Origin of the sequence: Methanofollis formosanus, assembly GCF_019633745.1 — an archaeon.
GTDB lineage: Archaea > Halobacteriota > Methanomicrobia > Methanomicrobiales > Methanofollaceae > Methanofollis > Methanofollis formosanus.
The window spans coordinates 803,637-826,224 of sequence record NZ_CP037968.1 but is presented as its reverse complement, the minus strand read 5'-3'; the positions used below and the strand labels follow the sequence as shown (position 1 = coordinate 826,224).

The following is a 22,588-nucleotide window of genomic DNA, read 5'->3' as shown; positions in this document are numbered from 1 at the left end:
TCTCGCGAAAAGATTGGACAGGGGACGGCATCACGCGTGATCCCGCGGAATGATGATCACCACTCTTCCGTCCTCCACCTATCTTCGTGGTCATGAAAACAGGACAGCGTCGTGATAATCCGCGCCGTCCCCCTCATCTTCGAATCTTTTCCGGCATCTCGCGGAAAGATTGTACAGGGGACGGCAATGGGCGCGTGGTCCCCGCTGAAATGGGAACCCTCACAATTCCGGCCCACTCCAATCTTTGGGGGCATAAAAACGGGACGACGTGATGATCACCCGCGCCGTCCCCCTCATCACTGAATCTTCTCTGGTATCGTCGTGAGAAGATAGGGTGGGGACGGCATGGAACACGCGATCCCGCTGAGAAATAGATCGACCTGTTCCCATCCCGCTCCAATCTTCGTGGCCAAGCGGGACGGCGTCACGATCAAAATGTGCCGTTCCCTTTTCACCGGGTCTCTCCTGCCGTCTCACATGAGGGATAGGATGGGGGACGGCACGGTTTGGCATGTTTTTTCCCTTTTCTGTTCTTTCTCCGGGGTCGGGAAGGCGTGGTGATCGGGCTTCATGCCGAATTCTCCCGCCGAAAAAAAGTATCGGATTTTTTTGAGTGAGGTCTCGTCGTTACGCGGCGGCGAGGGTCTTCGCACCATCGATGGCATCGAAGAGGTTCCCCTCCTCGTCGGCGAGACCGATGGAGATGGCCTCTTCGCCCCTGATCACCCGGGCCGTCTCGACATCGGCGCGTTTCACCGGGCGCTCCTTCATGATGTCGGCGATGAACGTCTCGAAACTCTCGTCCACCATCTGCTGGGCATAGGCCCGTTCTTCATCGGTGAGTGGGCGGAACGGGGATGTCATGTCCTTCTGCTCGCCGGACTTCACCACCTCGACCTGCCTGCCCTCCTCTTCCATCCACTTGCTCTCGTCGGGGAAGAGCCAGATCACCCCGATGCTCCCGGTGACGGTGTCGGGGGAGAGATAGATCCGGTCGGTATGTGCGGCGATGAGGTACGCCGCGGAGGCGGCCATCTCCCCCATCGAGGTGACGACCGGTTTTTTTGCTCTGGTATATTCCAGGTCGCGGATCACCTCCTGCGCGGCGGCCGGGCTGCCGCCAGGACTGTTGATCCTGAGCACCACCGCCTCCACAGAGGGGTCGTCGGCGGCCTCTCTGAGATCTCGCCCGATGGCCTCGCTGCCCACGTACCCCCCGCCCGAGAAATCGCCGGTGAGAAGTTCGCCCTCCACCCGGATCACGGCGACCTCTTCGCCGGCGACGGCAGGCATCAGGACAAAAGCGATGATGACGGCGGAGACTATGGCGATAAAGAGCATGACCCCTGCTGCGAGGAGCCACTTCTTCTGTCTCCGCCTCTTCTGCACGCGCTCAAGTTCTTCCCTGAGAAAGTTCATTCATGATTCCTGTACCTGACTGTGTATTCGGTCACCAGATTGGTCCCGCACATATAATACTTCTGGAGATCGAGGCGGATCATCTCATCCTCAGACTCGATATGCATCCCGCCGACCAGCGAGGGGGTGTCCTCGCCGCCCACGATGAAGGGGAGGTGGATAAGCCTGATCTCGTCGACGAGGGCGTGCCTGAGCATATGCCAGTTGAGGGTCGGACCCCCCTCGATCATCATCTTCCGGACGCCGTAGTCCTCGTAAAGCACCTGCATGAGCGCGGGAAGATCGACGTGCTCCTTTCCGCAGACGACGACATCGACGCCCTTCGCCCGGATCGCGGCGACCCGCTCTTCGGGCGCCGCTTCCGAGACGGCGACGAGCGTGGGTGCGTCGCGGTTGAGCACGTTGGCGTCGGGGGATATGGTTGCCATGCCGGAGGGGATGACCCGGAGCGGGCTTTTGCCCTCGATCAGGCGGACGGTCAGATACGAGTTGTCGATGGCAATGGTCCTGGACCCGACCATGATGGCGTCGCATTCGGCGCGGGTCTTGTGCAGGAGAACCTCGGTCTCTGGGGCCATGTGCTGCATGAGAATCTTGCTGGACGCCCCCCTCTTCAGGGTGAGTTTGCCGTCCACGGTAATCTCAGACATCATCAGCACATGCGGTCGCGTCGGTATCGCTGTCATCTCTGTCTCTATATTACGTCTGAGATTTAAAAGAGGGTCGGGTCCGTGACGAGGGTATCAAAGCAACCCTTATGGCTTTGAGCAGACCTTAATACTGATATGAATATTACGGCGCTGAGGCCGCGTCTCATCTCTAAACTCGAACCTGTCGCCGACATTTTTATCAGGGCCGGCTTCAGCCCCAACCAGATCTCCTATCTCTCCCTGCTGTTCGGGGTCTTCTGCATGGTCGCCTATGCGAAGAGTTCTTTCGTGCTGGGGAGTCTTCTTCTGCTCGTCTCGGCCGTCCTCGACCTGGTGGACGGGACGGTCGCCAGGAAGAAGGGGTGCCAGACCGATTTCGGCGCGGTGATCGATTGGGTCTTCGACAAGTATGTCGACGCCCTTGCCATCCTCGGCGTCGGACTCTCGGGGACGGCGATCCTCTCCAGGTTTTTCCCCCTCCCGCCTGAGGTCGACTTCGCGGTCGTCGCCGTTGCGATCTTCGGCTCGATGATCAACACCTTCATCAAACCGGTGGTCTATGCCGAGGTTGGGTTCTCCGACCGGGTCGGCGGGAAGATCCACGACCCCCTGGAGGGGGTCGGGTTCTTCGGCAGGCCCGAGACCCTCATCGTCCTCATCGTCGGGGCGTCGCTCGGGTATGCCTGGCTCTCGGTCCTGGTCATCGCCGTCTGCACCAACCTCTCGGCGATCCAGCGGATCATCTATCTCTCGAGATCACTCTCGTGAGGTCGTCGCGGTAGGCCTGATACAGGCCGCCGGCCATCCGGCCGAGGTCCGGGATGAGGGCGAAGAGGGCGTAGGCGATGATCACGAGGGCGATGAGGGCCCCGAGTTCGCAGAGGACGTTGTGGGCCCAGAAGAAACTCTCATACCCAAACTCACCGTTGCTGGCGATCTCGGGGAAGTACGGGAACCACTGCCCGGTGTAGGCGGTGATCACGAAGACGTTCCTCAGCAGGTTGAGGATATAGATGGTCGGGACGACGACCAGGACGGCGAGGATCTTCTGGCGCAGGTCGGTCGGGACGGCGGCGGCCACGCCAAGCATGATGGCGATGCTCTGGATCCCGGTGCACCCGAGGATGATCTCGACCCGCAACCCGTTTCTGATGAACATGTTCCAGTCGTACATCGAGACCTGGACGCCGACGAGGTTGAGGAGCCATCCGACTTCTCCGGTGACGACGCCGATGAGCCAGTCGCCGAGGGAAGTGTAGGCGAAGGGGAGGTAGACGAGGACGGCGACCGCTGCGGCACGGGTAAGGTACTGGACGTTTGCATCTCCGGCGAGCAACCTCCGTGCGGTCACGTACATGAAGGGGATTGAGAGGACCGCCAGAATGGGGTACAGGAAGTTGTTGATGGAGAGGTAGTGGGGAACCTCGGCGAAGAGAAAGAGCGACATCGAGAGCCACCCTGCGATCCCGGCATAGGCACCGTGTCTTCCGGGGACAAGGAAGAGGATGAAGGAGACGAAGGCTGCGGTGAGGAGGAGTGCTTCCATCACCCACTATTTGCCTGCACGTATAATTAACCGTTCTCAAGAGGATAAAAATCCCGAGTCCCCCGCCCCTCCGCCGTGAATGTCAGATATCCAAGGCTTAATCAGGCATGCCTCCCAATATTGGATGGATGATGTTCTGCCCGAAGTGCAACAGCCTGATGATGTCATCGGGTGGTCAGATGAAGTGCCGCAAGTGCGGCTATCTTCAGGCGATCGAGAAGGAGGACGACCTGAAGATCACGGCCACTCGCATTGAGAAGGAGATCACGATCGTCGACGATGAGGAGAAGGCGCAGACCCTCCCGACGACGAATGTCCCGTGCCCCGAGTGTGGGAACAACCTCGCCTTCTGGTGGCTGCGCCAGCTCCGGAGTGCGGATGAGAGCGAGGTCCGCTTCTTCCGTTGCACCAAGTGCAGCCACACCTGGCGGGAATACGATTAAATCTCAGGAAAGCATACAGGTATTGGAGACATCACATCTCCAACCCGTTTTTCGGGCGAGGGTTGCCGAGCCAGGTCAAAGGCGCAAGGTTGAGGGCCTTGTCACGTAGGTGTTCGAGCGTTCGAATCGCTCCCCTCGCACTTCTTATGCAATCTATTCAATAAGGTCATCCTGGATCTCCGGGTGGCAGTCCCCAGGTGGGAGATATGGTTTTTGAACTCCTGGAAGGAAACCGGAGAACCACAGGAATTTTCATCCCGTGTGCTTGAGGGGTGATGTCGCCTCATGCCGAATTACTATGAAAATGATCCAGACGTTCAATTCTGGAGTTACGGATGAGAATTCAAACACACAGATTTATCTCATAACTGATATCCGGAGAACAAAACCGCCCTCAGAACGATCAGGCTCTCTGCCTTCCCCGCCCTATCTTCATCCCGGGGGTTCCGGGGGCAGAGCCCCCGGTGTGAAGATGAGGGAAGGCATGATGATCAGACGTGCCGCCCTCTATCGCATAATCTTTACCGCCGTCTCGCGCCGGGGGGCCGACTCGAAGACCCTCCGGGTCTTCTCGAACTCGCTGTCGCTCGTTCCCCCCGGACCCCCCACGGAGAGAGGATTGGCGGGGGCGGCAATTGAACGGTGTTCCAGTCCATTGTCCTGCCGTAAGGAAACACTCCGGAAATGTCCTCGAAACAATTTTCATCGCGTATGCTTGAACCGCAGGTTCATGAAACATTACCATGAAAATGATCCTGACGATCATCTCTCCGGGTTTCCATAATGGTTTGAATCCACCACCCGCCTTCAGGACTGATACAGAGATTGCAGATGCATCTCCTGAATGATCGGGCCTCTGCCTTCCCGGCCCTATCTTCGTCCCGGGGGTCCGGGGGCAGCGCCCCCGGCACCGATGTTTGGGAAGGCGTGATGATCCGATGTGCCGCCCTCATCGTAGAATCGTTCCTGGAATCCCGCACCGGGGGGTTTCACCCCCCGGACCCCCCACGACGAAGATGGGTGGGGGCGGCAACGAAGTGGTCGCCCTATGTGGTGTCCTGCTCCGAAGAGGGAGCAAGGATCCACTCACTAGAGACCACCAAGAATTTTCATCGCGTATGCTTGAGCCCAGGGTTCATGCCCGATTCTACAGAGCCCACAAATAATTTCCCGGGCAATGAACGGGTCTCTCCTCCAATTCATATCAGGTCTATTCCAACGTCATGCCCGTCCGGGACTTTGATATGGATGAAAAAATGTAAGAAAGTCAGGTCTTCCCGAAGAAGGCCTTCACGTTGTCCTTGAAGAGATACCAGAGGATGATCACCGGAATGATGATGCTCACCAGCGCCGTGGTGAGTCCCGCCATGGTGTGGCCGGCCACCCACCAGTTGTAGAGGGCGATCAGGATATTGATGAATGAGAAGAGAACGGCGACGGTCCATACCCACCCCCACCCTTTGAAACACCCTAACCCTATTGCGAGGTTGACGAGCGCCACAAGGATGACGATGCCCCCTGCAAAAGCGCCTACCCCGGCCACTTCAAGAGCAGTCCCGGCCATGAACACGGTGATCCCGGCAAGCAGTCCGAGTATCCCCAGAAACAGATACAACAAGCCCACAATCGTGACCCCGAGGGGTCGTGATACACCGGCCATGGGCGGATAATCAGTGATCTGGTATTAATAGTTTGGCCCTTGCATCATGTGCTCCGGGTGCGTGTACTTCATGACCTGATCATACTCTCTCTTTCGATGCCGGGATTCTTTATCCTCATGAACGCGCTCGTTTCTGTTCATCTCGTCCGCTATACGATTGCGTCTTGAGGGGGGCGGGAGGGAAGGTCTGTGTGGTGGACCGGGGAGGGTATTTTATTCTCAGGATAATTTTTGAAAGATCGTGGTTTGAAATATATTGGATCGCATATTTTATATACTGTAAAAGAAAATTTACACCTGTTGATATCCACAACCACCTCCCTCAAAGACCTCTCCGATTTGCTCGGATTTCTGGGAAATGAGCAGCGGCTCAGGATTCTCAGGGCGATTGCAGAGGAGGAGAAGTATGCGCGGGAGATCTCGGAAGAACTCGGGATCTCGCGCCCCCTCGTCACCATCTATCTCAAGCAACTGGAGAAGCGGGGGCTGGCCGTCGGGACCGCCCGCGTCACCGACGACCCCCCTCTCATGAGGCGGTACTACCGGGCCGCCCCCTTTGCACTGGTTGTGGACCTGGAGCTGATCAAACACCTGCGTGAGGAGTAAAAATGCACTGTGTAAGATTGCGTACATTTCACTGGCTGACCTGGCTGGTGATCGGGCTGTTGATGCTGATGATCGTTTCGCTGGTCCTGGCGTCTACTCTTGCTCTCGACCTGAGTTTCCTGATCATCCCCCTGACGAGTTTATCCTATCTGCTGATCCCGCTGATCCTGGCCTATATGGTCCTCTCCATTATCGTCGTGAAGGTGAAGGGCTGGCTTGAGCGCTACCTGGACGCCCTCGTGGAGCAGAAGACCGGGGCGGGAGAGACCGGTGCGAGGATGGCGGTTCTGAACGAAAAACTCGACCATATGGAGAAGCAACTGGAGCATATCGAGAATATCCTGGTGAAGGTCTCGGAGTGAGGGGAATCGGATATGAACCTTGACAGGATACCGGACGAGGGCTGGCTTGCCTGGACGGCGGTGGCGGTCACGGTGGCACTGCTTCTCATCGGTCTCGTCTCGCTGGCAAATCCCCACGTCGCAGGGGCCGCGTGGCCGGGACTCATCTCTCTCTTTCTCCTGGCATATGCCTATCTCGGTATCTGTTTCTGTGCCGGGCGGGTGAAGACCTGGGTCGAGGGCTACCTGGATGCCCTCCTAGTGGAGAAGAATGGAGTGGACATGGCGGCGGTGAGCAGGCGGGTCGAGGCGATGGGGAAGAAGATCGATCATATCGAGGGGGTGCTGGCGAAGGTCTCTGAATGACAGGGGGTGCGGCTCACCTATTTTTTTTTGTCGGCCTGTTTTCCGGGGGCTAGATGTTTATGATGGAATTCATCCAGAACTCCTTTTACGGCAAGTGCGACCAAAGAGAACTTGAAAAGCACAGGCTTTGTAGAACTGGACATGAGGCGAAAACACGCCTCAAGCATATGGGATGAATATTAATCGCCGTTCGATCTCTCTTTTTCGGGACAGGAGAACCGGTGAAGATCTCACTCAATCGCCGCCCCCGGCTATCTTCGTCCGTGGGGGGTCCGGGGGGTTTCCCCCCGGCGCGAGACGGCAGAAAAGATCCTGCAATTAGGGGCGGCACCTCTGATCGACGTGCCTTCCTCTATCATACACGCCGGGGGCTCTGCCCCCGGAACCCCTGGGACGAAGATAGGGCCGGGAAGGCAGAGGCCTGATCATTCGGGAGATGTATCCGCAATCTCCGTATCGATCCAGAAGGTGTTTGGTGGACTCAAACCATTCTGGAAACCTGGAGAGGCGATTTTCTGGATCATTTTCGTGGAGCATATCCCAAAAGTATCCTTGGCTCGATCAACCTTCAGGATCGAGACCTATTCCGGCCATTCCTCTGCCTCCCCCACTTTAATCGCTATCACAGGGGTCCGGGGGCATTATCCCCGGTGCGAATGACGGAGAAAGGCAGACCGATCCGACGTGCCGCCCACAGAATGAATAAAGAATGGTTCCTTGCTCTCTTCTGCCGGGGGGAGACCCCCCGGATCCCCCCACGACGAAGATAGGGACAGGGCGGCAACAAGCTCTTGAACGACACCGTGCTTCAGAGACTTCCTCCACGCACCTATCAGGATCAGAGTAGTTTTGGGATGACCTCATGGTAAACACAAAGTGTTTCAAAGGCCTGTCACTCCTCGAAAACCAGAGGTCTTCTCATACCACTTTTAGAAATCCGGTCCCTGTGAAATCTGTTAAAAAAGCGTCTGCACCCTGCCGCCCCGGTGCACACGAAAAGAGAATGAAAAGGAGAGATCAATATCTCCGAAATTCTCTCCGCGGGCGGGGCGGCTGCGCCTCCTCCACCCGCATCGTCCTTCCGACAAACTCGGTCCCGTTCAGGGCTTCCATTGCTTTTTCGGCCTCTTCAACAGTTTCCATCTCGACAAAACCGAATCCTTTGTCGCCGATGATCTTAACGCTCTTGACTTCGCCGTAGTTGGAGAAGAGCTCCTCTAATTCCTCTTCGGTTACCGAATAGGTCAGATTCCCGACATACAATCTGCTGGTTTCCATCTCTGGTCCCCTCTGGAGGGAAATGTCGGTGGAGGATGATAATAGTTTGGTGCGGAGAGGGACGGGAACACAATTCTGTTGATGCCGGCATCGGCCTTATCATCGAGCATTGAGAATGCAAAATGATATAAAAAAATATTTTTTGAAATGAAAAATTCAGGGCAGCCCGATGGACTTTGCCCTGCACCGCTGCCAGACGACGCGGCCGACCACCTTGAAGGTCTGCTCGAGGTCGTCGAAGTTGGGGATCTGGTGCTCCTTGAGCACCTTCTTGCCGGCATCCATGCACTCGCCGCCCAGGAGAGAACCGACAACCAGATTCTCGGTCTTCCCGCTGAAGTTGATGATCTGCCGGGCCAGACGCTCTGAGTCCAGAACCAGGTTCGGGAACCCGACCACAAAGGCCATGTCCCAGAGGTCCGAGTGGCGGGCAAGCACATCGAAGACCTGCTGGAACCGCTTCTCGGAGGCATCGCCGAGGAGGTCGAGGGGGTTTGCATGACTCCAGTAGTCGGGGAGGAACTCGTTGAGTTCCGCCAGGATCTCGGGCGGGAGGTCGATGAGGTCGAGACCGTACATCTCCGCATAGTCGGAGGAGAGAACGGCGAACCCGCCGGCATTGGTGATCACGATCGCACGCCTGCCCTTCGGGTACCCGCCCGGCGAAGCACAGAGTTCGGCTACCTCGAAGGCGCCGCGGAGCGCCCGTACCGGGATGACGCCCGCCTCCCTGAATGCCTCCATGTAGACCTCGTACGAGCCTGAGAGCGATCCCGTGTGGGACGAGGCGGCCTTCTGTCCCTTCTGGGAGGAGCCCGACTTGATCGCAACGACCGGCTTCTTCTTCGCCACCTCTGAGACGACCTCCATGAACTCCCGGCCGTTGGTGAGCTGCTCGATGTACAGGATGATCGCCTTGGTGCTCTTGTCCTGCTCCACGAACCGCAGATAGTCCAGAAAGTCGAGGTCGGACTGGTTGCCCACCGAGAAGACCGCGGAGAACCCGATCTCCTGCTTGAGACTCCAGTCGACGACGGTGTTGATGATGGCACCGCTCTGCGAGATGAAGGCGATGCTGCCGGCCTCCGGCGACTCGTGGACATAGGTGGTGTCCAGGCCCCTGGGCGGGATGATCAGGCCCAGACAGTTGGGGCCGACGATCCTGATATTGTAGTGCCTGGCGATGTCGAGCATCCGCTCTTCGAGGACCTTGCCCTCCTCGCCTGCCTCCTTGAACCCGGCGGTGATGACCACGACCAGCGGGATCTTCTTCTCGCCGCACTCCTGCATCACGCGCGGGACATGGACCGCCGGGACGGTGATCACCGCGAGGTCGACGGGGTTGGGGATCGACGTCACCGTCGGGTAGGCCTTGAGCCCCTGGACCTCGGTCCGCTTGTTGTTGACCGGGTAGATCTGGCCGGGGAAGTGGAGGAGGTTGTGAAGGACGGCATAGCCCATCTTCTGCGGGTCGGACGAGGCACCGATGACCGCGACCGAGCGGGGGGTGAAGTACTCGGGCGGGACGAAGGTCCGCTCTTTGCGCACGATAGGCTCGTACTCGTCGTCCACGATGACCCTGGCATCCACCGCGCAGGCACCCGACTCGTACAGCCGCATCGGGTTGATGTCGAACTCGGTCACCTGCGGGTTTTCCTCGAAGAACGTCGCCACCCCGGCGATGATCTCGATCAGGGCATCCTCGTCCCTCGGTTTCATCCCGCGGTACCCCGCGATGAGGGGGTAGGCGTTGATCTCTCTAACCATCGTCCTGATCTCCTCTCTGGAGATCGGGAGGATCCTGAGGGTGACGTCCTTCATCAACTCGACGAGGGTTCCGCCCATCCCGAAGGTGATCACCTTTCCGAAGGCGGGATCGGTCTTCCCGCCGAGGATGAGTTCAAGACCCGGTTTTGCCATTTCTTCGATGATGACGCCCTTGATCTCGGCTTCTGGGTTATACTCTATCGCAGATTCGACGATCTGTGTAAAGGCCTTCTTTGCCTCGGCGGCCCCCGAGATCCCCACAACTACCCCGCCAGCATCGCTCTTGTGGACGATCTGGGGGGATATAATCTTCATGACGACCGGGAAACCGATGGCTGACGCCGCCTTCGCGGCAGCATCGGCGCTCGTAACGATCTCAAAGCCAGGGGTCGGGACACCGTACTCCCGGAGGAGGTCATATCCTTCTGCCTCACTCAGCATTCTCTTTGCCATGGAACTTTCCTCTCAGATACTGGGAACTAACTGACCCGGAGCAGCCGCCAGGGGCTTTTTATGGCTTTATGACAGCCTGGATCAGGGAACAGCGCTCTCAAATGCGACAACATTCGGTACGTGCACTGATATGAAATTTTTATTGGGTTGACATCATAGTGTCATACTCCTGTCTTTAAGTTCTTTTTGAATTTGTTGAAGACCCAGTCGGCAATCGCCGAAGATCAGTGCCTGATGGTATGCCGATATCGGTCTTTTCAGATGAAAAAGAGGGGGTATTAAAGGTAATTCCCCTGAAATAGGGGGAATTATCTCACTGCGCGATTCCTCACGTATGATCATGTGAATTGCACGCATGTCGTAAATCGTCGAATTTAGGATGCAAATCCAGAAATAAAGGCATTATCTGGCTTACCACAAAATATATATCGGACGTTCACTATTGATCGTGTAGATTCGCTCGTGAAAAATACCAGAGGTATCTTTCATGGCAATCCGAGGTGCCCCATGACGGAGCAAGATTTTGCTGTGCCTCTCGAGGCCCCGAAATACTACCGGCCCGATCCCTCCTACCGGGAGCGGTCGTGGATCGGAGACTATCAGACGGCGTACCAGAAATTCGTCAGCGACCCTGAGGCGTTCTGGAAGGCACGAGCAGCAGAACTCGATTGGTTCGAACCATTTGACGAGGTGATGCAATGGGATTTCCCGTACGCCAGGTGGTATCTGAACGGGAAGATCAACATCACTTACAACTGTCTGGACCGGCATGTGAAGAATGGCCGGGCAAACAAAGTCGCCCTCTTCTGGCGCGGAGAGGAAGGGGAGGAGAAGGCCTACACCTACAGCCAGCTTCTCAGGCAGGTCTGCCGACTCGCCAACGGTCTCAAACGGATCGGAGTAAAGAAAGGCGACCGCGTCTGCATCTACATGCCGGTCATCCCTGAGCAGGTCGTCGCCATGCTTGCCTGTGCCAGGATCGGTGCGGTCCACTCGGTGGTATTCGGAGGATTCGGGGTCAACGCCCTCAACCAGCGGATCCGCGACTCGGGCTCCAGGGTCGTGATCACCGCGGACAGTTCGATGCGCCGTGGCAAGGCGATCCAGCTCAAGCCGATCGTGGAAGAAGCGGTGGTCAACGCACCGAGCGTCGAGACGATCGTCGTCCTGCGCCGGGACGAGCCGAGGGTCGAACTCCACTCTGAGATGGAGGTCGACTTCGAGGAACTGATGGAGAACGAACCGCACACCTGTGAGGCCGAGGTGATGGATGCCGAAGACCCGCTCTTCCTGCTGTACACCAGCGGCACGACCGGGGCGCCCAAGGGGATCGTCCATGCCTGCGGCGGATATGCGGTCGGCACCCAGTACACGACCAAGTATGTCCTCGACGTCAAAGAGGACGATGTCTACTGGTGCACCGCCGATCCCGGCTGGATCACCGGCCACTCCTATGTGGTCTACGGCCCCCTGCTCAACGGGGCGACGGTCTTCTTCACCGAGTCGACCCCCGACTACCCTGACGCCGGGATCTGGTGGAAACTGATCCGGGACTACGGTATCTCGGTCTTCTACACCGCTCCGACGGCGATCAGGATGTTCATGCGAGTGGGCGAGGAATGGCCCGCGAAGTACGATCTCAGTTCGCTGCGGATCCTCGCATCGGTCGGCGAACCCCTCAACCCCGAGGCCTTCGAGTGGTTCTACCACCACATCGGCGGGTGCCGCTGCCCGATCGTCGACACCTGGTGGCAGACCGAGACCGGGATGCACATGATCACCACGATGGTCGGCGAACCGATGCGTCCGGGATTTGCCGGCCAGCCCATTCCGGGGGTCTTCGCCGACGTCGTCGACTCGGACGGCAACCCGGTCGAGCCCGGGAACGGGGGCTACCTGGTGATCCAGCAGCCCTGGCCCTCGATGCTGCGGGGGGTCTACAACAACGACGAGCGGTACCGGCAGTACTGGACCACCATCGACAGCGTCTACACCGCCACCGACCTCGCGGTGAAGGGGCATGACGGCAATATCATGGTCATCGGCCGCGCCGACGACCTGATCATCGTCGCCGGCCACAACATCGGCACCGCCGAGGTGGAGTCGGCCCTCGTCTCCCACGAGGCTGTGGCAGAGGCGGCGGTGATCGGCACCCCCGACCCGGTGAAGGGCAACCAGATCAAGGCCTTCGTCATCCTCCGCAACGGCCAGGTCGGGAGCGACCGTCTTGTCTCAGACCTGCGTTATCATGTCAGGATGACGGTGGGGCCGATTGCCATGCCAAACGAGGTCGAGTTTGTCGATTCCCTCCCCAAGACCAGGAGCGGCAAGATCATGCGCCGCGTGCTGCGGGCACAGGAACTCGGGATGGATCTGGGGGACCTCTCGACCCTGGAGGAATGATCGACCAACTCTTTATATACCTTTTTTACGTCATTTATAAACATGCACGGTACCCCAGAGGAATCTCTGAAGATAGAAAATATCGTTGCCTCTGCCAAAGTAACCGACTCCCTTGACCTCCCGACGATATCATCGCGCATCCCGGGGGCCGACTACGACAAGAAACGGTTTCCCGGTGTTGTCATCAGGATGAAAGAACCGAAGATCGCCGCTCTGGTCTTCGGATCGGGGAAAGTCGTCCTTACCGGAGCGAAAAGCGTTGAAAGCCTCAGCCAGGGACTGGAAATCCTTGGCGGAAAACTCCGTGACCTCGACATCGAGATCGATGAACATCTCACCTATACGATCCAGAACATCGTCACCTCCGCTGACCCCGGTAAACCCATCAATCTCAACAAGATCGCGATCGGCTTCAACCTCGACCGGATCGAGTACGAGCCCGAACAGTTTCCCGGCCTTGTTTATCGCCTCGAAGAGCCCAAGGTGGTCGTCCTCCTCTTCGGTTCGGGGAAGTTGATTATCACCGGCGGCAAGAAGCCCGAGGACGCGCGCCTCGCGGTTCAAAAGATCATTACCGATCTCTCGAATCTCGGCCTTCTCTAAACTATATCTTTTTTAATTATTGCGCCAATATATTTAGTAAGAGAACCCCCTTCAGCCATCGGGAACCTGAGATCGATGGGTTGTCAAGGGGATCCAGGCCCACGGCGCTCCTCTTTTGAGAGATGATATTGTAACCCGGATTATCGTGCGCGATATATAACCGTCGCCAATATTCTTATATTTCCGATACGAAACCTAATATTGGTCAACTGGGTGAACATCATGAAAGCAGAAGAAGTCCTGTACTTTACTCAGAAAGAAGAAGAGTTCGCCACACTCCTCATCGACATCGGGATCAAGCGCAATGTCGCCAAGGTACTCGTTTACCTTGCCAACACCGATGAAGCAACCTCCCGGGAGATCGAGCGCGGCACCGACCTCAGGCAGCCTGAGGTCTCGATTGCAATGCGTTACCTCAAGGAGAAGAAGTGGATCAACACCCGTGAGAGCAAGGCCGAGAGCAAGGGGCGTCCTGTCAAGATCTATTCGCTTTCCAGGCCGATCAACGAGATCATCGACGTCATTGAGAGAAATAAGAGAAAAGAGGTTGATAACCAGCTGGCACTCATCGAGAAGGCCAGAGGCCTTATCTCGTGAGGGTCCTGCACCCGCTGCTCTCACCAACGAGAACACATATTTTTTCTGCAAATTCCGTGAAGATCCCGCAGGTCAGAACGCCCGGAAGGGCGTTCAACTGTGCTTCAACCCCTGCCGGATCGGCGATTGTCCCGAAGTCGCAGTCGAAGACAAAGTTTCCGTTGTCGGTGATGACGGGGCCGTCTTTCTTCACGCCTTCCCGGAGCACCGGCACGCCGCCGAGGGCTTCCACCTGTCGTGCGATCAGGGTGGCTGCATAGGGAACGACTTCGACCGGCACCGGTACGTTCAATTGTTCCGAGAGTTTTGAAGGGTCCACAACCGTGATGATCCGCTTTGATGCCGCCGCCACGCACTTCTCGCGGGTGTGCGCCGCCCCGCCGCCCTTGATGAGGTTGAAGGCCGCGTCCACCTGGTCGGCACCGTCGATGGTCAGGTCGATCGCATCGACGTCGGCGAGATCGACCACCCTGATCCCGGCCGCGCGCGCCCGCATCGCCGACTGGTACGAGGTCGGAACGCCGACGACCGAGAGTCCCTCTTCCCTGACCCGTTCGCCGATCCTGAGGATCGCATAATGTGCCGTCGACCCGGTGCCGAGGCCGATCACCATGCCGTCCTGTACCTCTGCTGCGGCGGCGACGCCCGCGACGCGCTTTATCTCGAGGTTGTCCTGTTTGCTCATTGGAAAAAAGTATGGAGGCCCGGACAGATAAGGGGTGGCGCCGGTGATCGATCGGGTGGGGGTGAGACAGCTGTAGCGGAGGATGAGTCCGTCTGTATCCTATGGTTTTGCCTGAGGGGGAGGGGCGGCACTATCCTCTTCATGATCACGGGGCCCGCCTTCCCGGCCCATCCGAGATAAATATTTCATATCAGCTTTACGAAGAAAACAGGCAGAAGGCCCCCCACTTCAGTGGGGGGATGAATGCCGTCCTCCGATAATCTCATTACGCATTGAAGCCCATGAAAACTATAATGCGTAAGGCATATCGGTATCGGATCTATCCCTCAAAGTCTCAAGTCTCTCTCCTTGAGCAGACGCTTGAGATATGTCGGTGGATCTATAACGATACGCTCGCATTGCGAAAGAACGCTTGGGAAGAGGAACAGCGTTCTCTTTCTCTCTATGAAACCAACAAGATCCTGACGCAGTGGAAGAAGGAACGACCTGATCTGAATCAGGTTTATTCTCAGGTTCTCCAGAATGTTCAGATGCGCGTGGATCTTGCCTTCAAAGCGTACTTCCGGCGGGTGAAAGCAGGGGAAAAGCCGGGCTACCCTCGGTTTAAGGGGAAAGGACGATACGACAGCATCACGTACAAACAGTCTGGGTTCAAGTTGATAGGAGATCGTCTCCATCTCTCAAAGGTAGGAGACGTAAGGATTGTCCTCCACCGTCCAGTCGAAGGGACGATCAAGACCCTCACAATCCGGCGGTCTTCGACCGGCAAGTGGTACGCCTGTTTCTCGGTCGAGTATGATCCTTCCCCTGCACCTCAGAAGGAGACTGTCGTTGGGATCGACGTTGGTCTGGAGTCCTTCGCCACCCTCTCAAACGGGGAGAAGATCAAGAACCCCAGGTTCTTCCGTACCGACGAGAAGGCTCTTGCGAAAGCACAGAGGAAACTCTCGAAGGCAGAGAAGGGCACTCCTGAACGGAAGAAAGCCCGGAAGATCGTCGCACACATCCACGAACGGATCGCCAACAGACGGCTCAATTTTGCTCATCAGACCTCCCGGCAGTTGGTGGATCGGTTCGGTACGATCGTGTTCGAGGATCTGAATATCATAAAAATGGAAAAGAACCATCATCTGGCAAAAAGCATTGCAGATGTTGCCTGGAATATGTTCATCACGATCACTGAGAGCAAAGCGGAAGATGCTGGCTCACGCGTGGTCCTGGTGAACCCCAGAAACACATCTCAGCAGTGTTCCAGGTGTGGGATGATCGTCGCAAAGACGCTTTCTGATCGTGTTCATTCCTGCCCGCATTGCGGGTTGGTAATAGATCGTGACCAGAACGCGGCGATCAATATTGTGAGATTGGGACTGCAATCTCAGGGGTAACATCCCAGGATGCCCCTGACTTCAGTCGGGGGAGCAGTCACATCAATTCCTGACCCTCCTCCTTGTGACCGAGGAGCAAATCGAAGTCGTGCATCGCGCCGCCCCCACCCATCTTCGTCGTGGGGGGTCCGGGGGGTTTCCCCCCGGTGCGAGACGCCAGAAAAGATTCTATGATGGAGGGCGGCCCGCCTCATCGATCCCCACGCCTTCCCCCATGCTCCCGCCGGGGGCGCTGCCCCCGGACCCCCGGGATGAAGATAGGGTCGGGAAGGCACCATCAACGAACATGAAGAGGGAGTGGCCGTCCACCACCTATCATCCTGTGAGGAGACCGGGGGGCGGCCGTCCCCCCGGAGAAGAGAACGATCAAAAAGGGTTTACCATGAAAATGATCCAGACGTTCCTCTCTTCTGATTTGCATGAGCGTTTGAACTCTTCATATCACGTTGAAGCCGATACGCAGAGGATAGAAAATTCTTCTGATGGATCGGCCGCCCCCATCGTCGAGATTTCCCGGCCATCTCGCGCCGGGGGAAACCCCCCGGACCCCCCACGACGAAGATGGGTGGGGGCGGCGATGGAACGAAGTCTCCACCAGTTCTCCTGTCTTGAAAAGAGAGAGAGCACGTGACGAGAAATTTTCATCCCGTATGCTTGAGCCCCGGGCTCATGCCCAATTCTACAGAGCCTTTCATTGCATCTGCTTGAGCCGAAGGCTCATGCCGAAAATTCTACAGTACCGAAAAAAAAGAGGATCGTTTACTTCAGGAGGTCGCGCATCCCGTCGTCGGCCCCGGCCGCCGTGCAGTCGAGGGTGATCGGGGTGACTGAGACATTTCCTTTTCTGATCGCATGGACGTCGGTTCCTTCCTCGGCGTCTTCGACCAGCGGACCGTTGATCCAGTAATACGGTCTCCCGCGCGGGTCGAGGCGCCGCTCCACGCCGGTGTGGAAGAGTTTGCGCGCCAGGGTGGTGACCTCGTAGCCGCCCTCCACCTTTGAAGGGATGTTCACGTTGACAACATCGGTCTTTGCCGGGAAGCCGCGTGCAAAGATCCGTTCGCAGACGTCGCGCACCACCGTCTTCGCCTCCTCGAAGCTGCTCCCGACATGGCGTGGGTCATCGAACTTGTCGCCCTGGTCCCAGACCTGGAGGGAGAAGGCGACCGAGGGCGTCCCGTGGTTCGCCGCTTCGAGCGCCGCCCCCACGGTGCCCGAGGTCATGATCGATTCAAAACTGAGGTTCTCGCCGATGTTGACCCCGCTCACCACCAGGTCGGGCTGGAGGTCGAGGGCGAAGAGCCCGATGATCACCGCGTCGGTCGGTTTGCCGCCGACGGCATAGGCCGGCACCCCGTTGACCGAGATCTTCGTTGCGCGGATCGGCTCAAAGATCGAGATCGAGCGCCCGACCGCGCTCTGCTGGGTGGCGGGCGCGACGACGGTCACGTCGGCGATCTCTGAGAGCGCTTCGTACGCCGCCCAGATGCCGTTGGAGTACACGCCGTCGTCATTGGTGAGAAGAATCTTCCGGTCCATCGTTGGTTGAATGGGTATGCCTGCCTCCCTGATAGTCGTTTGCGATCAATATCTACATCACCGGTCGATGCCAACGCAGTAGGGAATGAGGGCATTTCTTGCTGAATACACCGTCTTCCATGACCCCGACCTTGCGGTGGAGGGGCGGGCCATGCTGACGATCCTCTCTGAGAGTTTTGCACGCTGCGGCTACGAGGTGGTCTGCCCCCGCGACGGCGACCTGATGGCCGAGATTGAAGACCTGGCCCCTGACTGCGATGTCGGGTTGGTCATCGCCCCCGACCACCTCCTCGCCCCTCTCACCAAGAAACTCGAGGACTGTACGCACAACATCGGGTGCGGGTCGATGAACGTCGCCCTCTGTGCCAACAAGAAGCGGTCTCTCCAGGTGCTTGCCGCGCATGGCATCCCGGTCCCTGCAGAGAAGACCGAAGGGCGCAAAGTGGTCAAGCCGATCCGCGGCTGCGACACCTACAACACCAGACTCACCGAGGCGGCGCCCGGCCCCGACGAGATCGGGCAGGAATATATCGAGGGCGAACCCATGTCGGTCAGCCTCATCGGAAGCCGGATCGTCGGCGAGGCCTGTCTGTACTTCTCAGGTGCCGGGCCGCTCGTCCTCTCCCTCAACCGGCAGAAGATCACCCTCGGCGATGACGGCTACTTCGCCTATCATGGCGGGGAGACGCCGGTCGACCATCCGATGAAGGACGAGATCGTCAGGACCGCCGTGGAGGCGGCGATGGTGCTCGGGTGCCAGGGGTATGTGGGCGTCGACCTGGTCGTCGGCGACCGGCCCTATGTGCTGGAGGTGAACCCCAGGATGACGACGAGCATGGTCGGGATCGCCGCGTGCATGGAGGAAGAGATCGCCGCCCTCCTCGTCGACGCCTCCTGCGGGAAGGTGCCGGCCGACGGTGTGCACCTCATGGGTAAGGTTGAGTTCGACCGCGAAGGCCGGGTGATGCCCCTATGATCGGCATCGATGTCGGTGGAGCGAACCTGAAGGTGGTGGACCGCGCCGGGGCCCACATCCATTACTGCCCCCTCTGGACCGAGGCCCCGCTTGCCGACCTGCTCGCCCCCTATGCGAAGGACGGCGAGAACGCCGCCGTCGTGATGAGCGGCGAACTCGCCGACAGTTTCTCCTCCAAGGCTGAGGGGATCAAATTTATCGTGGAGGCCGTGCAGGAGTCCTTCCCCGACGCCCTCTTCTACGGGACCGACGGAGCCTTCCACGACGGCCCGGTCCCCCAGCTTGCCGCCGCCAACTGGCTGGCCTCGGCGGATTATCTCCGTGAGCGCTACCCCAACGCCGTCCTCCTGGACGTCGGCAGCACCACCGCGGACATCGTCCCGCTCAACCGCTTCGACGACCTCTGCGGGCTCACCGACCTCCTCCGTCTCCAGCAGGGGTATCTGGTCTACACCGGGATGCTCAGGACGAACGTGGCCACCCTGGTCAGGGCCGTCGAGGTCGGTGGGATCTTCACGCCGGTCTCGACCGAGTACTTTGCGTGCAGCGGCGACGCCCACCTGGTCCTCGGCCAGATCGCCCCCGAAGACTACACCGCGGCCACCCCGGACGGCGGTCCGGTCACGGTGGAAGCGGCGATGCGCCGGCTCGCCAGGGTCGTCTGCGCCGACCTCGAGGAGATCGGCGAGGCGGCGGCCCGCGGGATCGCCGCCCAGTGCTGGACGGCACAGGCCGGGATGATCGTGCGGGCGGTCAGCACCTGTATGGGAACAAGCGAGTGCAATATGATCGTCTGCGGCGGGATCGGGTCGCCGCTCTTTGCCGGGATGCTCTCGGGCGTCGACCTGAACCGGGAACTGAGGGGCATGGCCGACGCCCTCCCCGCGTATGCGGTCCTGGAGGTGGCGGGACGCGACGGTACACGCTGAGCCTGCTCCTCCTGGCAGGCTCACTCCTGGTGACGGCGGTCTGCTATCTCCTGGGACTCCCGTTCTTCTTTCTCTTCCTCTTCGTCCCGCTCCTTCCCTTGTTCGGGCGGAGACCGGTGAGGGTGAAGCGGTGCCCGACCTGCGGCTGGGAGACCGCAGGCCGCGAGGACTTCTGCCCCTGGGACGGGAGCCGCCTGACTCCTGCCGATGGTCAGAGAGATGAGTGAGAGAAGAGAGCCCGGCAGGTGCAGGCCCCAGAGTGCGATGGACGGGACCGGGCCGAGGTCGAGGGCGGCATAGTTGCGGACCGATCCGCGGTCGAGGACGACGCCCATGGCCGCAAGGATCTTCGCCGCCTGGCTGAAGGAGTATTCTCTGGCAAGCACCCGGCAGAGGTCGATGACCGGCGCCCCCACCCGGGTGTCCGGGTAGAAGGGGGCCGGGGCCGAACAGAGTGCCCCGCACCGGGTACAATAATACCGCCGCACCCAGACGGTGATCTCGGTGCGTCCCCGGGCTGTTTTGATCACCGCAAACCGCCGTTTTTTCATGTCGTGCCCCCGCACCCCCCCGCCGCACTCCGGGCAGCGGGTGAGGTCTGAGAATTCAACACCGTCAAGGGCAGAAAAGGAGGTCGCAACAAGGTCGGCGAGCATGGGCGGCACGGGCACCTGCATGTACTACAGCTGCGCTCCCCCCCTTTTTTAATCTATCAGCAGTGTCAGGTAAACCAAAACCATTGCCGGTTAAAGATTAGTGTTATCATAATCGGGGGGCATGGGGCCCTTCTTCCACCATTATTCATCAAACTCTGCCGCGCGCAGAGGTAACCTTAAATACTGTCTCTGAGACTTTTTCTTATCCGAGGTTTTTCCATGGACGTAAAGTATGTTCGAACGACCTGCCCGTACTGCGGTACCGGGTGTTCCTTCAACCTTGTTGTCAAGGACGGAAAGGTCTGCGGCGTCCAGCCGTACCACCGTTCTCCGGTCAACGAGGGTAAGGTCTGCCCCAAGGGCACCTATGCATGGGAATTTGTGAACCGTGAGGACCGCCTCACCACGCCGCTCATCAAGAAGGACGGCGAGTTTGTCGAGGCGACCTGGGAGGAGGCCTACGACCTCATCGCCCAGAAGCTCAAGTCCTACAAGCCCGACGAGATGGTCTGTCTTTCATCGGCCCGTACCTCCAACGAGGACAACTACGCGCTGATGAAGTTCGCCCGCGGTGTCCTCAAGACCCGCCACATCGACCACTGCGCCCGTCTCTGCCACGCTTCGACCGTCGCAGGACTTGCCGCCTCCTTCGGCTCCGGTGCGATGACCAACTCCATTCTGGACATCGCCGAGTCCAAGTGCCTCTTCATTCTGGGGTCCAACACCTTTGAGCAGCACCCCCTCATCGGCCGCAAGATCGCCCAGGCCAAGATGAACGGCGCGAAGATCATCTACGCCGACCCGCGTCTCACCGCCACCGGCAAGCAGGCCGACCTGTACATGCAGTTCCGCTCTGGCTCCGATGTCGCCATCCTCAACGGCATGATGCAGTACATCATCAAGAACGGATGGGAAGACAAGGAGTTCATCGAGGCTCGCACGAAGGACTTCGAGGCACTCAAGGAAGTCGTGATGAAGCCTGAGTACGACTTCGAGAATGTCTCGAAGATCTCGGGCATCCCGGTCGAGCAGCTGAAGCAGGCAACCGAGTGGTTCGCCCAGTCCGAGGCTTCCGCCATCCTGTACTCGATGGGTATCACCCAGCACACCACCGGTGTGGACAACGTCAAGTCCGTCGCCAACATCCAGATGCTCACCGGCAACCTCGGCAAGCCCGGCGCCGGTGTGAACGCTCTCCGTGGCCAGAACAACGTGCAGGGCGCCTGCGACATGGGTGCACTCCCGGTCGTCTTCACCGGCTACCAGAAGGTCATCGACCCGGCAGCCCACAAGAAGTTCGCCGACGCATGGGGCTTCCCCGACGGCATCTGCGAGCCGAAGAACGGCTACGAGGTCACCGTCATGATGGACGTCCTCACCGACAACCCCGGTGAGCTCAAGGCGATGTACATCATGGGCGAGAACCCGATGCTCTCCGACCCCGACATCACCCACGTCGAGCACGCCATCAAGAGCCTTGAGTTCCTCGTCGTGCAGGACATCTTCCTCACCGAGACCGCCGCCCTCGCCGACGTCGTGCTCCCGGCCACCTGCTATGCAGAGAAGGACGGCACGCAGACCTCCACCGAGCGCCGTGTCCAGATGTGGCACAAGGCCCAGGAGGCACCCGGCCAGGCCAAGCTCGACTGGCAGATCATCTCCGAGCTCGCCGCAAAGATGGGCTATGCAGCCCAGTTCCCGTACCAGTCCGCCGAGGAGATCTTCAACGAGATCGCCGAGGTTACCCCGTCGTACCACGGCATGAACTACGAGAGGCTCGAGAAGCCCGAGGCCCTCCACTGGCCCTGCCCGTCCACCGACCACCCGGGAACCCCGATCCTCCACATCGGCAAGTTCTCGCACCCCGACGGTATAGGTGTCTTCCATGCCATCGAGTACAAGCCGCCAGCAGAGGTCCCGGACGAGGAGTACCCGCTCATCCTCACCACCGGCAGGTGTCTCTTCCACTGGCACACCGGGTCCATGACCCGCCGCTCCGAGCACCTCGACGCCGAGGTTCCGACCGGCTGGATCGAGCTCAACCCCGAGGACGCCAGGGAACTCGGTATCGTCGACGGCGAGATGGTCAAGGCGACCTCCCGCCGTGGCACCATCAACGTGCCCGCGAAGGTCACCAAGGACATTATGAAGGGCGTCACCTTCATGCCGTTCCACTTCGCCGAGTGCGCAGCAAACGTCCTGACCAACAATGCCCTCGACCCGATCGCCAAGATCCCGGAGTTCAAGGCATGTGCTGTGAAGGTTGAGAAGATCCAGGAGGCCTGA

Annotated in this window: 21 protein-coding genes and 1 tRNA gene; 13 read left to right on the top strand and 9 right to left on the bottom strand. The window is 58.9% G+C overall.

What is annotated here, in order from left to right; genetic code table 11:
* Positions 1 to 627: 627 nt before the first annotated feature.
* Together sppA and E2N92_RS03630 are read right to left on the bottom strand one after the other, a co-directional pair.
* Positions 628 to 1,419 carry a signal peptide peptidase SppA gene (gene sppA, locus E2N92_RS03635; RefSeq protein WP_220682339.1) on the bottom strand — a complete coding sequence of 264 codons (792 nt, stop codon included), beginning with the start codon at positions 1,417 to 1,419 and terminating at the stop codon, positions 628 to 630.
* Positions 1,416 to 2,105, bottom strand: coding sequence for a dihydrofolate reductase family protein (locus E2N92_RS03630; RefSeq protein WP_220682338.1), 690 nt, complete (start codon positions 2,103 to 2,105; stop codon positions 1,416 to 1,418). The genes sppA and E2N92_RS03630 overlap by 4 nt, the downstream gene beginning before the upstream one ends.
* Positions 2,106 to 2,204: 99 nt before the next feature.
* On the opposite strand from E2N92_RS03630, the gene E2N92_RS03625 reads away from it, so the two are divergent.
* Positions 2,205 to 2,837, top strand: coding sequence for a CDP-alcohol phosphatidyltransferase family protein (locus tag E2N92_RS03625; RefSeq protein WP_220682337.1), 633 nt, complete (start codon positions 2,205 to 2,207; stop codon positions 2,835 to 2,837).
* Here the strand turns inward: E2N92_RS03625 and artA are convergent.
* Positions 2,809 to 3,615, bottom strand: coding sequence for an archaeosortase A (gene artA / locus E2N92_RS03620; RefSeq protein WP_220682336.1), 807 nt, complete (start codon positions 3,613 to 3,615; stop codon positions 2,809 to 2,811). The genes E2N92_RS03625 and artA overlap by 29 nt on opposite strands.
* A gap of 128 nt (positions 3,616 to 3,743) precedes the next feature.
* Here artA and E2N92_RS03615 point away from each other — a divergent pair, with 128 nt between their 5' ends.
* Positions 3,744 to 4,058 carry a transcription factor S gene (locus E2N92_RS03615; RefSeq protein WP_220682929.1) on the top strand — a complete coding sequence of 105 codons (315 nt, stop codon included), beginning with the start codon at positions 3,744 to 3,746 and terminating at the stop codon, positions 4,056 to 4,058.
* 55 nt (positions 4,059 to 4,113) lie between these two features.
* A tRNA-Leu gene (locus E2N92_RS03610) sits at positions 4,114 to 4,198 on the top strand.
* Positions 4,199 to 5,325: 1,127 nt separating this feature from the next.
* Here the strand turns inward: E2N92_RS03610 and E2N92_RS03605 are convergent.
* A complete protein-coding gene (locus tag E2N92_RS03605; RefSeq protein WP_220682335.1) occupies positions 5,326 to 5,718 on the bottom strand; it encodes a hypothetical protein in 393 nt (130 codons plus the stop codon).
* A 300-nt stretch (positions 5,719 to 6,018) separates the two neighbouring features.
* On the opposite strand from E2N92_RS03605, the gene E2N92_RS03600 reads away from it, so the two are divergent.
* The 3 genes from E2N92_RS03600 to E2N92_RS03590 are packed head-to-tail and all read left to right on the top strand — an operon-like array spanning position 6,019 to position 7,031.
* Positions 6,019 to 6,324 carry an ArsR/SmtB family transcription factor gene (locus E2N92_RS03600; RefSeq protein WP_246589299.1) on the top strand — a complete coding sequence of 102 codons (306 nt, stop codon included), beginning with the start codon at positions 6,019 to 6,021 and terminating at the stop codon, positions 6,322 to 6,324.
* 2 nt (positions 6,325 to 6,326) lie between these two features.
* Positions 6,327 to 6,686 carry a hypothetical protein gene (locus E2N92_RS03595; RefSeq protein WP_220682334.1) on the top strand — a complete coding sequence of 120 codons (360 nt, stop codon included), beginning with the start codon at positions 6,327 to 6,329 and terminating at the stop codon, positions 6,684 to 6,686.
* A gap of 12 nt (positions 6,687 to 6,698) precedes the next feature.
* A complete protein-coding gene (locus E2N92_RS03590; RefSeq protein WP_220682333.1) occupies positions 6,699 to 7,031 on the top strand; it encodes a hypothetical protein in 333 nt (110 codons plus the stop codon).
* A 1,017-nt stretch (positions 7,032 to 8,048) separates the two neighbouring features.
* On the opposite strand, the gene E2N92_RS03585 is transcribed toward E2N92_RS03590, so the two are convergent.
* Together E2N92_RS03585 and E2N92_RS03580 are read right to left on the bottom strand one after the other, a co-directional pair.
* On the bottom strand, positions 8,049 to 8,309 hold the full coding sequence (locus tag E2N92_RS03585) for an RNA recognition motif domain-containing protein (RefSeq protein ID WP_220682332.1): 261 nt from the start codon (positions 8,307 to 8,309) through the stop codon (positions 8,049 to 8,051).
* 156 nt (positions 8,310 to 8,465) lie between these two features.
* Positions 8,466 to 10,529, bottom strand: a complete 2,064-nt coding sequence (locus tag E2N92_RS03580) for an acetate--CoA ligase family protein (protein WP_220682331.1) — start codon at positions 10,527 to 10,529, stop codon at positions 8,466 to 8,468.
* Between the two features lie 507 nt (positions 10,530 to 11,036).
* On the opposite strand from E2N92_RS03580, the gene acs reads away from it, so the two are divergent.
* The 3 genes from acs (at position 11,037) to mreA (ending at position 14,132) form a co-directional block, all read left to right on the top strand.
* A complete protein-coding gene (gene acs, locus E2N92_RS03575; protein ID WP_220682330.1) occupies positions 11,037 to 12,932 on the top strand; it encodes an acetate--CoA ligase in 1,896 nt (631 codons plus the stop codon).
* Positions 12,933 to 12,974: 42 nt separating this feature from the next.
* Positions 12,975 to 13,535 carry a TATA-box-binding protein gene (locus tag E2N92_RS03570; RefSeq protein ID WP_220682329.1) on the top strand — a complete coding sequence of 187 codons (561 nt, stop codon included), beginning with the start codon at positions 12,975 to 12,977 and terminating at the stop codon, positions 13,533 to 13,535.
* Positions 13,536 to 13,757: 222 nt separating this feature from the next.
* Entirely contained in the window at positions 13,758 to 14,132 is a 375-nt protein-coding gene (mreA, locus tag E2N92_RS03565; protein ID WP_220682328.1) for an MreA family transcriptional regulator, read from the top strand.
* On the opposite strand, the gene rpiA is transcribed toward mreA, so the two are convergent.
* Complete coding sequence (gene rpiA / locus E2N92_RS03560; protein ID WP_220682327.1) at positions 14,122 to 14,817, bottom strand: ribose-5-phosphate isomerase RpiA; 696 nt, start codon at positions 14,815 to 14,817, stop codon at positions 14,122 to 14,124. The two genes, mreA and rpiA, sit on opposite strands and share 11 nt — an antisense overlap.
* A gap of 281 nt (positions 14,818 to 15,098) precedes the next feature.
* On the opposite strand from rpiA, the gene E2N92_RS03555 reads away from it, so the two are divergent.
* Positions 15,099 to 16,202 (top strand): RNA-guided endonuclease InsQ/TnpB family protein, encoded by a 1,104-nt coding sequence (locus E2N92_RS03555; RefSeq protein ID WP_343222856.1) that lies wholly within the window; start codon positions 15,099 to 15,101, stop codon positions 16,200 to 16,202.
* A 759-nt stretch (positions 16,203 to 16,961) separates the two neighbouring features.
* Here the strand turns inward: E2N92_RS03555 and surE are convergent.
* Complete coding sequence (surE, locus tag E2N92_RS03550) at positions 16,962 to 17,741, bottom strand: 5'/3'-nucleotidase SurE (protein WP_220682325.1); 780 nt, start codon at positions 17,739 to 17,741, stop codon at positions 16,962 to 16,964.
* 85 nt (positions 17,742 to 17,826) lie between these two features.
* Here surE and E2N92_RS03545 point away from each other — a divergent pair, with 85 nt between their 5' ends.
* Both E2N92_RS03545 and E2N92_RS03540 read left to right on the top strand, forming a co-directional pair.
* Positions 17,827 to 18,717: an ATP-grasp domain-containing protein gene (locus E2N92_RS03545; RefSeq protein WP_220682324.1), complete on the top strand. Its 891-nt coding sequence runs from the start codon at positions 17,827 to 17,829 to the stop codon at positions 18,715 to 18,717.
* The gene (locus E2N92_RS03540) at positions 18,714 to 19,646 is read left to right on the top strand and encodes a hydantoinase/oxoprolinase family protein (RefSeq protein WP_220682323.1); all 933 of its coding nucleotides are present in this window, start codon (positions 18,714 to 18,716) and stop codon (positions 19,644 to 19,646) included. Before E2N92_RS03545 ends, E2N92_RS03540 begins: the two co-directional genes overlap by 4 nt.
* A 20-nt stretch (positions 19,647 to 19,666) precedes the next feature.
* Here E2N92_RS03540 and E2N92_RS03535 read toward each other — a convergent pair whose 3' ends face one another.
* Positions 19,667 to 20,323 (bottom strand): hypothetical protein, encoded by a 657-nt coding sequence (locus E2N92_RS03535; RefSeq protein WP_220682322.1) that lies wholly within the window; start codon positions 20,321 to 20,323, stop codon positions 19,667 to 19,669.
* Between the two features lie 198 nt (positions 20,324 to 20,521).
* Between E2N92_RS03535 and fdhF the strand changes: the two genes are divergently transcribed.
* Positions 20,522 to 22,588, top strand: a complete 2,067-nt coding sequence (gene fdhF, locus E2N92_RS03530; protein WP_220682321.1) for a formate dehydrogenase subunit alpha — start codon at positions 20,522 to 20,524, stop codon at positions 22,586 to 22,588.

Excerpts from the sequence above, each read along its gene's own strand:
- sppA (WP_220682339.1), bottom strand. The coding sequence starts at position 1,419 with ATGAACTTTCTCAGGGAAGAACTTGAGCGCGTGCAGAAGAGGCGGAGA.
- E2N92_RS03540 (WP_220682323.1), top strand. The coding sequence starts at position 18,714 with ATGATCGGCATCGATGTCGGTGGAGCGAACCTGAAGGTGGTGGACCGC.
- E2N92_RS03585 (WP_220682332.1), bottom strand. The coding sequence starts at position 8,309 with ATGGAAACCAGCAGATTGTATGTCGGGAATCTGACCTATTCGGTAACC.
- E2N92_RS03605 (WP_220682335.1), bottom strand. The coding sequence starts at position 5,718 with ATGGCCGGTGTATCACGACCCCTCGGGGTCACGATTGTGGGCTTGTTG.
- artA (WP_220682336.1), bottom strand. The coding sequence starts at position 3,615 with ATGGAAGCACTCCTCCTCACCGCAGCCTTCGTCTCCTTCATCCTCTTC.
- E2N92_RS03615 (WP_220682929.1), top strand. The coding sequence starts at position 3,744 with ATGATGTTCTGCCCGAAGTGCAACAGCCTGATGATGTCATCGGGTGGT.
- E2N92_RS03535 (WP_220682322.1), bottom strand. The coding sequence starts at position 20,323 with ATGCAGGTGCCCGTGCCGCCCATGCTCGCCGACCTTGTTGCGACCTCC.
- E2N92_RS03570 (WP_220682329.1), top strand. The coding sequence starts at position 12,975 with ATGCACGGTACCCCAGAGGAATCTCTGAAGATAGAAAATATCGTTGCC.
- surE (WP_220682325.1), bottom strand. The coding sequence starts at position 17,741 with ATGGACCGGAAGATTCTTCTCACCAATGACGACGGCGTGTACTCCAAC.
- rpiA (WP_220682327.1), bottom strand. The coding sequence starts at position 14,817 with ATGAGCAAACAGGACAACCTCGAGATAAAGCGCGTCGCGGGCGTCGCC.
- E2N92_RS03580 (WP_220682331.1), bottom strand. The coding sequence starts at position 10,529 with ATGGCAAAGAGAATGCTGAGTGAGGCAGAAGGATATGACCTCCTCCGG.
- E2N92_RS03555 (WP_343222856.1), top strand. The coding sequence starts at position 15,099 with ATGAAAACTATAATGCGTAAGGCATATCGGTATCGGATCTATCCCTCA.
- E2N92_RS03625 (WP_220682337.1), top strand. The coding sequence starts at position 2,205 with ATGAATATTACGGCGCTGAGGCCGCGTCTCATCTCTAAACTCGAACCT.
- fdhF (WP_220682321.1), top strand. The coding sequence starts at position 20,522 with ATGGACGTAAAGTATGTTCGAACGACCTGCCCGTACTGCGGTACCGGG.
- acs (WP_220682330.1), top strand. The coding sequence starts at position 11,037 with ATGACGGAGCAAGATTTTGCTGTGCCTCTCGAGGCCCCGAAATACTAC.
- E2N92_RS03590 (WP_220682333.1), top strand. The coding sequence starts at position 6,699 with ATGAACCTTGACAGGATACCGGACGAGGGCTGGCTTGCCTGGACGGCG.
- mreA (WP_220682328.1), top strand. The coding sequence starts at position 13,758 with ATGAAAGCAGAAGAAGTCCTGTACTTTACTCAGAAAGAAGAAGAGTTC.
- E2N92_RS03630 (WP_220682338.1), bottom strand. The coding sequence starts at position 2,105 with ATGACAGCGATACCGACGCGACCGCATGTGCTGATGATGTCTGAGATT.
- E2N92_RS03595 (WP_220682334.1), top strand. The coding sequence starts at position 6,327 with ATGCACTGTGTAAGATTGCGTACATTTCACTGGCTGACCTGGCTGGTG.
- E2N92_RS03545 (WP_220682324.1), top strand. The coding sequence starts at position 17,827 with ATGAGGGCATTTCTTGCTGAATACACCGTCTTCCATGACCCCGACCTT.